Origin of the sequence: Nocardia sp. GP40 (genome assembly GCF_050434125.1) — a bacterium.
Taxonomy (GTDB): domain Bacteria; phylum Actinomycetota; class Actinomycetes; order Mycobacteriales; family Mycobacteriaceae; genus Nocardia; species Nocardia albiluteola.
The window spans coordinates 776,170-788,908 of record NZ_JBNPVW010000003.1; the positions used below are offsets into that span (position 1 = coordinate 776,170).

Consider the following 12,739-nt stretch of genomic DNA (forward strand, 5'->3'; position numbering starts at 1 on the left):
GGTTGCGGGGAACTTTTCCGATGTCGGGTCCGTTGTTCGGAGTGAGACACCACCGACAGGAGGCAAGTCATGACAAGCCCCGCCACCACTGGAGTGCGCGCCAGCGATCAGGACCTCGACGCCCAGAGCCCCGCAGCCGACCTGGTACGCGTGTACCTGAATGGAATCGGCAAGACCGCGCTGCTCACGGCCGCCGACGAGGTCGAGCTGGCCAAGCGCATCGAGGCGGGTCTCTACGCCCAACATCTGTTGGAGACCGGTAAGCGATTGGCCGCAACCCGCAAGCGCGATCTAGCCATTCTGGTCCGCGATGGCCAGTCCGCCCGCCAGCACCTGCTCGAGGCCAACCTGCGTCTGGTCGTCTCGCTCGCCAAGCGGTACACCGGCCGCGGCATGCCGCTGCTGGATCTGATCCAGGAGGGCAACCTGGGCCTGATCCGCGCGATGGAGAAGTTCGACTACGCCAAGGGCTTCAAGTTCTCCACGTACGCCACCTGGTGGATCCGTCAGGCCATCACCCGCGGCATGGCCGATCAGAGCCGCACCATCCGGCTGCCCGTGCACCTGGTCGAACAGGTCAACAAGCTGGCCCGGATCAAGCGCGAGCTGCACCAGCAGCTCGGCCGCGAGGCCACCGACGAGGAACTGGCCAACGAGTCGGGCATTCCGGTCGACAAGATCGCCGACCTGCTCGACCACAGCCGCGACCCGGTAAGCCTGGACATGCCGGTCGGCAGCGACGAGGAGGCTCCCCTCGGCGATTTCATCGAGGATTCCGAGGCCACCTCCGCCGAGAGCGCGGTCATCGCGGGCATCATGCACAACGACGTCCGTAGCGTGCTGGCCACGCTGGACGAGCGCGAGCAGCAGGTCATCCGGCTGCGCTTCGGCCTGGACGACGGCCAGCCCCGCACACTGGACCAGATCGGCAAACTGTTCGGTCTCTCACGTGAGCGAGTGCGCCAGATCGAGCGCGAAGTCATGGGCAAGCTGCGCAAGGGCGAGCGCGCCGACCGGCTGCGCGCCTACGCTAGCTGAGAGAACCGGCCCGTCGGCGCCACACCGCCGCGGGCCCCGCAGACGCTGGGCCGTCCGGAATCCGGCCCAGCACCACCGCGGTGATCACTGGGAAAACGATCACCTCGAGCGCCGGTCGGCGTCCGCGCGTCCCGTCCCCTCCGGGCACAGCGCGAACCGACCGGCGCTACAGTAACTTCGATGGGCTTTCACGACCATCGCGGGCCGGCACCACCCGAACCCGCTGTGCCCCCACGCTTTCGCCACTTGTCCATGGCCTGCTCGAAGGCCTCGGTCACGAGCAGAAGAAGTTCGGCGGAGGATTCGAAGCGCGCGCCCGCAGGCGTTGCGGGCCCGAGGATTTCGGCCGCGCGCCGCTGTTCGGCCACCAGGGCATTGTTCGCCTGCACGGTGGCCAGCAGACTTCGGAGCCAGATCTCGTCGTCGATAACGTAGCGCTCTCGGCGTTCCCCCGAATCTCGTTCCCGCCGAAGCATTCCCTGCTGTTCGAGAAACGCGACGGCGTGTGACACCGACGCGGGGCTGACACCCAGCCGCCGCACCAGGTCGGCGGCGGTGAGAGTGCCCGAGTCGGTGACATACAGGCAGGCCAGCACCCGCGCCTCCATTCGCGGCATCGCCTGCTGCACAAGAACTTCGGTGAACGATTCGGTGATATCCCGGACCACTCGCGGGTCGCGCCCACCGACGCCCTCCGGGACCGGCGGCGGCACGCTACGGGTCTGCTTCTGGCGACGCGCCCGCTCCCGGGTGGCCTGCTGCGCGCGGTCCGCGCCGTAGTCGTCGAGCCCGCCGTTGCGGGTGACCTCCCGCATGATGGTCGAGGCGGGCCGCTCCAGACGCCGGCCGATCTCCGCGTATCCGAGCCCCTCGGCCAGCCCCTCGGCGATCTGCCGACGGTCCGCATCGGTGAGTCTGCCTCCGGGCATCGGTGCTGGTCTCCCGTCCGTGGATGGTCGCGGCCGCCCCGCGCTTGTAGCCCAGTATGCGGCCGGCCCGAGCTCATTGCAAAGAAGGCTCTGGATCAATCTTTGCATTCACTGTCATTCTCATTGCAATACAGCTCTGCATTCACTACTCCGACCGGCTGTTTGCACCAGACAGAAGTGTTGACCGATTTATAAACGCAATGTACTGTCGTGGATGTTCAGAGATTTTCAAAAGATTTCGACCCACGGCTCGAACATCGCACGCAAGGAGATTCACGATGAGGAAATCAACCGCTTCGAACTCGGCCACGTCGACCTGGACCGGCATGGTGCCAGTCGAGGACACCGAGCTGTACGTGACCGACACCGGCGGCACGGGTCGCGCCGTTGTCTACCTGAACGGCACCTACGCCGACCAGAAGCACTTCCGTCGCGTCATCGCCGAACTCGGCCCCGAGTACCGGCACATCGCCTTCGACGAACGCGCCCGCGGCAAGTCGAAGCAGTCGGCGGACTACTCCTTCGAGGCGTGCGTCCGCGACGTCGACGCCGTCCTCGCGGCCCGCACCGTGGAGCGGCCGATCTTCGTGGGCTGGTCCTACGGCGCGCTGGTCGCGGTGCACTGGGCCGATCGCAATCCGGCCCGCGTCGGCGGCATCGTCGCCCTCGACGGCGCGGTCCCCTACGGCCTGACCGGCGAGGAGGGCGCCGAGCGGATCCGCAAACTGTTCCGTCCGATGCGCCCGATGCTGCCGATCCTGCGCCCGCTGGGCCTGGCCGCACGCATGACCGTCGACCAGCACATCAAGGTCAACATCGAGCAGAACGCACTCAACGCCGCCATCGAACCCATCCTCGAGCGCGCGAGCTACCAGGTGCGTTATCTCCAGGCCACCGGCGCCAGCCTCGGCGGCGGCGCGGAGGAGATGGAGGCGATGCGCGCCTCGCTCGAGCCGGTGCTGGCCCGCAACCCGAACCTGAAGGTCAGCGCGAAGGTCGCGAGCAACCACGCCAAGATCCTGAGCAAGGACTTCAAGGCCGTCGCCGACGTGGTCCGCGAGCTGGCCGCCGGAGGTCCGGAGATGGGCTGAACGGCCGTCGCGGGGCACCGCGATCTCCTACGATCACGGCATGAAAATGAAACGGGTGTCAGTTCTGACGCTGGCCCTCGCGGCCACACTGGCCGGGGCGGGCGCCGCGACCGCGGTGCCGATGATTCCCAGTGACCCCCGCGAGGCCATCGCCATGGCCTATCTCAACGCGCTGCTCACGCACGACGCGAGCAATGTTCCCTTCGCACCCGATTGCACGCGGGTCGAGGCCGGAATCCAGACCGGCTACTCCGGCCCGCAACTCACCCACGATCTGGACACCGGCCCGCAATACCAACTCGTCCAACGCATCTACGACGTCCGGTTGAGCGACACCGGGTCCGTCGTGACCGCGCGGTACCACCTGGATTCGGGCATCGCCGGACAACGCCTGGTCACCGTCGCGATCACCGAGACCTTCGACATCCCGGACGGCTCGATCCATCGCATCGTGGCCGACATCGTGCCGATCTCGCTGTCCTGATCCCGAGGCCGCGGTCGTCGCCGTCGATGTGGAGTGGGCCGACGGCACGCGACAGCACGTCTCCCATTCAAATCCCATCGACTGTCGGTCTTGGCTGGCTGCGCTATCCGGAGTTGCGCAGCGCCGTCGCCAAGCCGTTCATGGTCAGCAGGATTCCGCGCTCGACGAGTTCGGAGTCGTCGCCCGCGCGGCGGCGGCGCAGCAGTTCCACCTGCATCTGGTTGATCGGCTCGAGGTAGGGGAAGCGGTTGCGAATGGATTCGGCCAGCGCCGGATTATCGGCCAGCAGATGGTCGCTGCCCGTGATGGCGGCGTGCATGCGCACGGTGCGATCGAACTCCTCGCGGATCATGCCGAAGATGGTGTCCCGCAACGTCTCGTCCGGCACCAGCTCGGCGTAGCGGGCGGCGATGTCCAGGTCCGCCTTGGCCATCACCTGCGCCAGGTTCGACATCACCGTGCGGAATAACGGCCAGCGCCGGTACAGCTCGGACAGCGTCGCCAGCCGCGCTGGATCGTCCCCCACCCACTGCTCGAGCGCAGAACCAGTGCCGTACCAACCCGGCAGCATCACCCGCGACTGGCTCCACGCCATCACCCACGGGATCGCGCGCAGATCGCTCACCGAATTGGTCGGCTTGCGCGAGGCCGGGCGGCTGCCCAAATTCAGGTCGCCGACCTCGGCGACCGGGGTCGAGGCGCGGAAATACTCGACGAAGCCGGGTGTTTCGTGCACCAGCCGGGCGTAGGCCCGCCGCGCGAGTTCGGCCAGCTCGTCGAACAGCTCGTAGGCCGGTTCGGCGTCGGCGCCCAGGCCCTCCACGTCCAGTAGCGTCGACTCCAGCGTGCCCGCGACCAGCGACTCCAGATTGCGGTGCGCGGTGCCGGGCTCGGCGTACTTGGTGGAGATGACCTCGCCCTGTTCGGTCAAGCGCAGCGCGCCCCGGACCGCACCGGCCGGTTGGGCAAGGATGGCGTCGTAACTACGACCGCCGCCACGACCAACGGTGCCGCCACGACCGTGGAAGAGCCGCAACCGGATTCCGGTCTTGCGCGCGGCCTCGACCAGATCGAGCTCGGCGCGATACAGGGCCCAGTTGGCCGCCAGATACCCGCCGTCCTTATTGGAGTCGGAGTAGCCGAGCATCACCTCCTGCCGCATGCCGCGCGCAGCGATCAGACGGTGATAGGCGGGCACCTCCAGGGCCGCGACCAGTGTCTGCGCACCGGCACGCAAATCCTCGATGGTCTCGAACAGCGGCACCACCCCGGCCGGGCTGCTCGGCGCGGTCTGCGCGTCGCCCGGGTCCAGGATGCCGGACTCCTTCAGTAGCAGGGCGGCCTCGAGCAGATCGCTGACCGAGGTGCACATGCTGATGATGTAGTTGGGCACCGTGTCCGGGCCCAGATCGTCGAGGGCGGCCTTGGCCGCACGCAGCACGCCCAACTCCTTGGCCGCCAGTTCGCTCAGCCGCGCGTCCGGTCCCAGCAGCGGGCGCCGGGTGCCGAGTTCGGCGGCCAGCAGCTCGATCCGCTGCGGCTCGGGCAGGCTCGCGTAGTCCCCGTGCACCCCGGCCCAGGCCAGCAGTTCGGCCACGACCTGCTCGTGCACCTCGGAGTTCTGGCGCATATCCAGGCCCTGGAGGTGGAATCCGAAGGTGTCGACCGCGCCGCGGAGCGCGGCCAGCCGGTCGTCGGCGAGCAGGCCGTCGCCCGAGGCGCGCAACGACGCGTCGACGACGTCCAGGTCGTCGAGCAGTTCCCGCGGGTCGCGGTACGGGACCAGCTGCGCAGACTCGGGCTCTCCTGTGCCGGAACGTCTCTCGCGATCCGATTCGACGTGCCCCAGCTCGCCGGGAGCGATGCCGTCGAGCGGGACCTCGCCCAGCGCGCGGTCGGCCGTCACGGTCAGGCGGGCCCGGATACCGCGCAGGGCCTGGCGATACGGCTCGTCGGAGCGTTGGGGGTCGAATCCGGCCGCGGCCAGGCGCGCAAGGTCGTCGGTGACCGCGGCCAGGCGCACCGACAGCGACAGCGTCTTCTCCAGCTCGAGCAGCTCGGTCAGGTAGTGCCCGAAGGCGACCGCGCTCGCCCGACGGGTTGCACGGTGCACCACCTCTCCGGTGACATTCGGGTTGCCGTCACGGTCCCCGCCGATCCACGAGCCCGGCCGCAGCATGGGGCGCTGCAGCAGGGCATGGTCCGGCCAGCGCGCCCGCAGTGCGGCGCGCACGTCGGCGTTGATCCGCGGAATCACCTCGAGCAGCGTCAGGTCGTAATATCGCAGGCCGACCTCGATCTCGTCCTGAATCCGCAGGCGGGCCAGGCGGATCAGGGCCGTGCGCCACAGCGTCAGAATCTGGCGGCGCAGCTCCACCTCGATCTCGGCGTACTGCGGATCGGGAGCAGCGTAGTGCTGCCGCCGGCGCATCAGATCGGTGATGCGGGACTGCACGTCGAACACCGTGCGACGGCGGGTCTCGGTCGGATGGGCGGTGATGACCGGTGAGGTCAGCGCGTCGTCGAGCAGATCGGCGACCAGTGCCCCATCCGGGCGTGCGGCATCGAGCTTGCGGTAGGTGGCGGCCAGGCTCGATTCCTGCGGCGGCTCCCCCGCCGCGAGGTGCACCGCACGCCGGCGGTCGCGTTGCAGATCCTCGGCCAGATTCGCCAGCAGCAGAAAGTGGCTGAATGCCCGGATCAGCGGGAGCGCGACGCGAATATCGGTGTCGCGCACCATATCCGCGACCGCGCTGCGTTCGACCTCGGAGCGGCACACCCGGAATGCCTCCACGCGGACCCGCTCGATGAGGTCGAACACCTCCGGCCCCTCGTGATCGCGGATCGTGTCCCCCAGGATCGCTCCCAGGAAACGGATATCGTCCCGCAGTGGCGCGGTGGCAGTCTCTATCTGATCTTCGCGCATGAGCCCAGCGTATCGGCCCGGGGCGAGCGGCCGGGGTCCGGCGCGGCCGAGGCGGGAACAGATCGCGCGGTCAGCTTCGGGCACAGGGCCATCGGGTTCGCCGCCGACCTCGTGGAGGTGCCCGGCGGCGGCCACTTCCTCGCCGATGAGGGCTTCACCAAGCTGCCCGAGGTACTGGACGCCGTCGAGCGGATCGCGGGCGGCGCCTGAACCTCGACGCCCGCGGGACCAGTGCCACCGGCCGCTTCGGTTCAGGCGAGACGACGTGGGCCGATGTCGAAGCGGCTGGGCTCCGGGCCGATGCGGACGCGGGCATAGAGGACCGCGGCGCCCTCGGGTGAGGCGAGCACCGGCTCGATGGACAGCTCGCGCACCTCCGGCAGGTCGTCGCACATCGCCGAGATGCGTTGCGCCAGTTCGGAGAGGGCCGATTTGTCCACCGGCTCACCGATGGTCTTGCCCGGTACGCCGGTGCGGCCCTCGAGCAGTGGCGCGGCCCGCGGCGCGTCGATCAGTTCGACCGATTCGGCCTCGGTCAGCGGCAACGCGCGATAGACGCGATCACCCAGCAGATCGATGATCATGCCCGACAGCCCGAAGCTGATCACCGAGCCGAACGAGGGGTCGTCCTGCACGCGCAGCACGCAGCCGACCCCCTTGGTCGCCATCCTCTGGATGTGCACCACCTCGTTGCCGGAGATCTCCGACAGATCGTGGTAGGCGCGTTGCACAGCCGAGGGCCGCCACAGATCCAGCCGCACCCCGGTGAGATCGGAGCGGTTGCGCCACATCTCCCCCGTTGCCTTGGCCGCCACCGGATAACCGAGCTCCTCCGCCGCCGCCTCGGCCGCGGCCGCGTCGCGGACCTCACGGAATTCGACCACCCGGACGCCGTAACAGTCCAGCAGCTCCACCGCCTCCAGATCGCCGAGCCAGCTCCCCTCGGGCGAGCGAATCATCCACCGCTCCATCAGATTCCGCGCCCGGTCCACATCCAGATCCGCCGGGCGCCGCACCGCCGAGGCCGGGGTGGTGCGCCAGTCCGCGTAGCGGTGCACCCGCGCCAGCGCCCGCGCGGCACGTTCGGGATCGGGGTAGGACGGGATCGAACCGTTCTCCACCGCACCCCCGACGCCCCTGGTAGCCAGCAGATTCGGCATGCCGTGATCGGCGACGAACGTGGTCAGCACCGGCTTCGCGGAGCCATCGGCCGGGGCACGACCGCCACCGTCCGCGTACACCCCCTGCCCGGCCCCGGAACGAATGGCCTCGGCGTAGGCGGCCGTGGCGGTGGGCACCGGCGGCGCGAAGATCACGATGACCGCATCCACGACGTTGGACGCCACCGCCGCCGCGGTCGCCGTCAGGTAGTCCTCGGGCCCGGCCTGCGGCCCCAGATCCACCGGCTCGCCCACCTCCAGGCCCTCGCCGCGCGCCGCGTCCACCGCCAGCCATCCCAGCGCGGCGCTGTTGCCGATCACCGCCAGCCGCGGCCCCGCCGGCAGCGGCTGATAGGCCAGCAGCATCGCACAGTCGAACAGTTCGGAGATCGTGTCGACCTGCACGATCCCGGCCTGAGCGAACAGATCGCGCTCCACCGACCGCTCCAGCGAGCTCGGCGAGGCGCTCCGCATGGAATTGCGCCCACTGCTCACGGCCACAATGGGTTTGGTGCGCGCCACCCGCCGCGCAATCCGGGAGAACTTGCGCGGATTGCCGAACGTCTCCAGGTACAGCAGCACCACGTCCGTATCGGGATCGGTGTCCCAGTACTGCAGCAGGTCGTTACCGGACACGTCGGCGCGGTTGCCCGCCGACACGAAGGCCGACAGCCCCAGCCTGCGCGCGGCCGCCTCCCCGAGGATCGCGGCCCCCAACGGCCCGGACTGACAGAAGAATCCGACCCGTCCCCGGCCGGGCAGCACCGATGCCAGGGTCGCGTTGAGCGACACCGCGGGATCGGTGTTCGCGATGCCCAGGGCGCTGGGCCCCACCACCCGCATGCCGTGACCGCGGGCCGCGGCGACCAGCTCCCGTTCGGCCTCGAATCCCGCCGGACCGGTCTCGGAGAATCCGGCGGTCAGCACCACGAGGCCCTTGACCCGCTTGGCCATACAGTCGTCGAGCACCGAGGCGATCTGCGCGGCCGACACCGCGACCACCGCCAGATCCACCTCGTCGGGGATGTCGCGGACGGTGGCATACGCCCGCACCCCGCGCACCGAGCTGCGATTCGGATTCACCGGGTACACCGGGCCCTGGAACACCCCCGACAGCAGGTTGGCCAGCACCGTCCCGCCGACCCGGCCCACCGACGGAGTCGCCCCGATGACCGCGACCGACCGCGGGTGCAGCAGATTGCCCACGCTGCGCGCCTCCGAGGCACGCTCGCGTGAATCGCGTACCGACAGCAGCGCTTCGGTGGGGTCGATGGCGAATTCCAGATGCAGCACCGACCCGTCGCGGCTGCGCTGCACCTGATATCCGGCGTCGCGGAAGACCGTCACCATCGCGCTGTTCTCCGCCAGCACCTCCGCCACGAAGGTCTCGATGTCGTTCTCAGCGGCGGCGCCCGCCAGGTGCTCGAGCAGAATCGAGCCCAGGCCCCGGCCCTGATGGGCATCGGCGACGACGAACGCCACCTCGGCCGCGCGCGGCCCCTCGCGATCGGTGAGCAGCTCGTAGCGCCCCACGGCGATGATCTCCGCACCCAGCTCGACGACGAGACCAACCCGATCGTGATAGTCCACATGCGTGGTCCGGTACAGGTCCTTGGGCGTCATGCGCGGATACGGTCCGAAATACCGCAGATAGCGGGTGCGATCGGACAGCCGGGCGTGAAATTGCTCCATGCCCTCGGCGTCGTCCGGGACGATCGGGCGCAGCCTGACCACCCCGCCATCGGAGGCGAGCACATCGGCGAACCAGTGTTGCGGCGGTGGTGGCGGCGTCTCGGGGGTGTCGGGGCCGAACGTCTCCATCCAGCTGGGGCGGGAGTGCTCGGGATCAGTCACGGGGGTCCTCCGGATCAAGGCCGAGCAGCGGGTACACCGCCCGGCGCGTGGCCAGCAGCGCGGTGTCGACCGCACGTTGCGCCCGGTCGGCCCGTGCGTCGCCGGTATCCGGCGCACCGCCCGGACCGTCCCAGCGCACATAGTCGGCCGCCGTTCCGTCGCCCATGGTGCGCGGCGGTTCGACCGCGGGCGCGTAGGCGCGGACCTGTTCCACCCAGGCGGCCGGAATCTGCGTGGCGGGGTCGATATCCCGGTCCAGGGCCGCGGCCAGCAGATGCGTCCATGCCCGCGGCACGACCCGGACCAGCCCGTATCCGCCGCCGCCCACCGCGAGCCACCGGCCCTCGGCGTACCGGTCGGCCCAATCGCGCATGGCCAGGAACGCCGCGCGCTGCCCGTCCACGGTCAATTCCAGATCGGCGAGGGGATCTTCCCGGTGGGTGTCGACACCACATTGGCTGATCAGCAGCTGCGGCCGGAACGCGGCCAGGGCGCCGGGCACGAGCGCATGAAATCCGCGCAGCCACTGGGCATCCCGGGTTCCGGGCAGCAGGCCGAGATTGACCGCCGTACCTTCGGCCGCACCCGCCCCGGTCTCCTCGGGCCATCCGGTGTTGGGCCACAGCGTGGCCGGATGCTGATGCACCGAGATGGTCAGCACCCGAGGGTCGCCGTAGAACGCGCGCTGCACGCCGTCGCCGTGGTGCACGTCGACATCGACGTACGCGATGCGGTCGAATCCGTGGTCCAGCAGCCACGAAATGGCCACCGCCACATCGTTGTAGATGCAGAAGCCCGAGGCCGAGTCGGCCATCGCGTGGTGCATGCCGCCGCCGATGCTGACCGCCCTCCGGGTGCGGCCCGCCGCGATCTCGCCCGCCGCCGCCAGGGTGCCGCCGACGATCACCGAGGCCGCCTCGTGCATGTGCGGGAAGACCGGATTGTCTTGCGTCCCCAGCCCGTACGGCGCGGTGACCGGGGCGGCGGCGCCGGGCGGGGCGGGCTCGGCGTGACGCACCGCGTCGAGATATGCGGGCGTGTGGATGCGCAGCAGTTCGGCATCTCCTGCCGGCCCGGGCGCCAGCGGCTCCACGCCGTCGAGCAGGCCCAGACCACGGGCCAGCGCCATCGTGAACCGCAGCCGTGCCGGTTTCATCGGATGCTCCGGCGTCCAGGTGTAGTCCAGGAAACGGTCGGTCCACACCACGGTGGCAGGGCTGTGCGCTGCGCTCGCCATACGTGTCACGCTACAGCGAGTCTCCCTACGGTAAGGCTGGGAGACACCGTCCTTCTCGGACGTCCACACTCACGCTGAAACGGTGCGAGTGTCGGTTCCCGCGTCATCCGGGCCGGTTTCACCCACACCAGTGTGTGGGCCAGAGCCTTCCCGTCGGCGGGCATTGATGACCGGGGCTCGCGCTTCGGGCTCCCGGACCTGGGAATGATGTTGCTCGCCCCAGGCAGCGAGGTTGACCGCGGCGTTATGGTCGCGATCAAGCTGATTGCCGCACCCGCAACCGAAGACCCGATCGGCCAGGCCCAGCTCACGTTTGCGCAGACCACAGCGTGAACAGAGCTGGCTCGACGGGAACCAGCGATCCGCCACCAGCACTGAGCCGCCCCGCCATGCCTGTTTATAGGCGACCTGCCGTGCGAACTCGGCCCATCCGGCGTCACTGATCGACCGTGCGAGGCGGCGGTTGCTGAGCATCCCCGCGGTGTTCAAGTCCTCCACCACGAGTCGGTCGTGAGTATTGACCAACTCCGTGGAGACCCGATGAAGAAAATGGTGACGAATACTGCCAACCCGGGCATGGTGGCGACCTAACCGGGCCGCCGCGCGCCGTCTGTTGTTGGACCCCTTCGGTTTCCGTGATACCGCTCGCGCGAGACGACGTTGTTTACGCATTCCAGTCGCCAGCGCCCTTGGTGGATCGGTGATTCGAGCGACTCGAGTTCCGTCGCTCGTGGCGGCGACCAGAAAGGCCGACAGCCCGCGATCAACCCCGACCCAGCCACCCCGATCGCGGGTGCTGCGGGGTCGGTGACACGCATGCGGGTGCAGGTCAGCCGCCTCCACGTTCACCGCCACTTGCCAACGCCCTGCCCGCTTGCTGAGGGTGGCGAACAGAATTCTCGCACGCCCGGTGCTCAGCATTCGCCGTAACCGGCGGGTGTCCTCACGCACTCGGATCGTCCCGATCCGGGGCAACGTCACCGACCGTGGACTGTCGCTATCGCCGACTCGGATCATGGGTCGTGCGCCACGAGCATGTTTGTTGCGCAACCGGAACGACGGACATGCCGTGGATTTCTTCTTGAACCGGGGAAATCCGACCCGCGGCCCTTTGCGAGTGCCGTGCCGCGAGTCGGCCCAGCCCGCCAATGCCCGTGCACAATCAATGGCTGCTTCTTCGAATGCCTGCTGGCACACTTGATCACGCCAGGCAAGCCCGGTCGCCGACACAGTGGCAGTACCCCTGGTGTCGACGATGAAGACTCGGCCCGCGTCCTCGGTCTTCTTCCACTGGTTGAAGTAGTTGATCAGGTCGAACCCCGACCATGGCACCGACACAGCCGGATCGGTCGTACGGTCGTCCAACGCCGACTTCACTGCCGACAGGCATTGATTGAACGCGAACCGGGCGGCACCAGCGTGTCGCGACAGTATCTGCTGTTGCTCGACCGTGGGATCCAAGCAATACGAAAACGACGTGTGCCGCACCGCTGCAGCATCCCACCTGCCACCGACAAGAATGCGACGCGACTTCCGACGAAGTTACGACCTCCGCCTACCACGCCCGCTATCTGGCGACGACCGCCGAGCTCACGGCCGAATGCGGTCATCCGGGCGCCGATCCCCGGCTCGCGGGCGTGGCCGAACGGATCGCCCGCAACATCGACGTACTGGTGGCGCATCTGGGCCGTGCGCAGGACCGGTCGCCGATCGAGGCCGGCCCCGGCATCGCCGCCCTGCTCGAGACCGACAGCCTGGGGGTTCCCACCCCGCACACCGTGACCTTCCGGGTGCTGCGGCACCTGCAGCGCATCGACGAGGACGTCATCGCCCTGGCTCCGCCCCCGGGCGTCCAGGTCCCGGCGCCGAACTGACCCGGCGTCCCGTGCGGACCGCCCCCGGCCTCCTGACACGGAATGCGGCACACCTTTTTTGTCGTTGCTATGCAGTACAAATGCTAAGCAGTGCGGCGCGCCGGATTCCGGCGTCGCCGGGGCGCGCCCGTGCGGCTCGGCATTTC

10 protein-coding genes are annotated in these 12,739 nt (G+C 68.9%); 5 read left to right on the plus strand and 5 right to left on the minus strand.

Features of this window, described 5'->3' with window-relative positions; translation table 11 throughout:
* Positions 1–69: 69 nt before the first annotated feature.
* The gene (locus tag ABH933_RS12485) at positions 70–1,038 is read left to right on the plus strand and encodes a sigma-70 family RNA polymerase sigma factor (RefSeq protein WP_429417476.1); all 969 of its coding nucleotides are present in this window, start codon (positions 70–72) and stop codon (positions 1,036–1,038) included.
* Positions 1,039–1,226: 188 nt separating this feature from the next.
* On the opposite strand, the gene ABH933_RS12490 is transcribed toward ABH933_RS12485, so the two are convergent.
* Positions 1,227–1,967 carry a helix-turn-helix domain-containing protein gene (locus tag ABH933_RS12490; protein ID WP_429417478.1) on the minus strand — a complete coding sequence of 247 codons (741 nt, stop codon included), beginning with the start codon at positions 1,965–1,967 and terminating at the stop codon, positions 1,227–1,229.
* Positions 1,968–2,245: 278 nt separating this feature from the next.
* On the opposite strand from ABH933_RS12490, the gene ABH933_RS12495 reads away from it, so the two are divergent.
* Positions 2,246–3,058, plus strand: a complete 813-nt coding sequence (locus ABH933_RS12495) for an alpha/beta fold hydrolase (RefSeq protein ID WP_429417481.1) — start codon at positions 2,246–2,248, stop codon at positions 3,056–3,058.
* Between the two features lie 46 nt (positions 3,059–3,104).
* Positions 3,105–3,542, plus strand: coding sequence for a hypothetical protein (locus ABH933_RS12500; protein WP_429417805.1), 438 nt, complete (start codon positions 3,105–3,107; stop codon positions 3,540–3,542).
* 103 nt (positions 3,543–3,645) lie between these two features.
* On the opposite strand, the gene ppc is transcribed toward ABH933_RS12500, so the two are convergent.
* Complete coding sequence (ppc, locus tag ABH933_RS12505) at positions 3,646–6,468, minus strand: phosphoenolpyruvate carboxylase (protein ID WP_429417484.1); 2,823 nt, start codon at positions 6,466–6,468, stop codon at positions 3,646–3,648.
* On the opposite strand from ppc, the gene ABH933_RS12510 reads away from it, so the two are divergent.
* Positions 6,376–6,678 carry a hypothetical protein gene (locus ABH933_RS12510; protein ID WP_429417818.1) on the plus strand — a complete coding sequence of 101 codons (303 nt, stop codon included), beginning with the start codon at positions 6,376–6,378 and terminating at the stop codon, positions 6,676–6,678. The genes ppc and ABH933_RS12510 overlap by 93 nt on opposite strands.
* A 41-nt stretch (positions 6,679–6,719) precedes the next feature.
* Here the strand turns inward: ABH933_RS12510 and ABH933_RS12515 are convergent, their stop codons facing one another.
* The 3 genes from ABH933_RS12515 to ABH933_RS12525 form a co-directional block, all read right to left on the minus strand.
* The gene (locus ABH933_RS12515; protein WP_429417807.1) at positions 6,720–9,449 is read right to left on the minus strand and encodes a GNAT family N-acetyltransferase; all 2,730 of its coding nucleotides are present in this window, start codon (positions 9,447–9,449) and stop codon (positions 6,720–6,722) included.
* A gap of 25 nt (positions 9,450–9,474) precedes the next feature.
* The gene (locus tag ABH933_RS12520; protein ID WP_215921893.1) at positions 9,475–10,719 is read right to left on the minus strand and encodes an acetoin utilization protein AcuC; all 1,245 of its coding nucleotides are present in this window, start codon (positions 10,717–10,719) and stop codon (positions 9,475–9,477) included.
* A gap of 69 nt (positions 10,720–10,788) precedes the next feature.
* Complete coding sequence (locus ABH933_RS12525; RefSeq protein ID WP_429417486.1) at positions 10,789–12,207, minus strand: RNA-guided endonuclease TnpB family protein; 1,419 nt, start codon at positions 12,205–12,207, stop codon at positions 10,789–10,791.
* 149 nt (positions 12,208–12,356) lie between these two features.
* Between ABH933_RS12525 and ABH933_RS12530 the strand changes: the two genes are divergently transcribed.
* Positions 12,357–12,593: a hypothetical protein gene (locus tag ABH933_RS12530; RefSeq protein ID WP_429417489.1), complete on the plus strand. Its 237-nt coding sequence runs from the start codon at positions 12,357–12,359 to the stop codon at positions 12,591–12,593.
* The last annotated feature ends 146 nt before the right edge of the window (positions 12,594–12,739 follow it).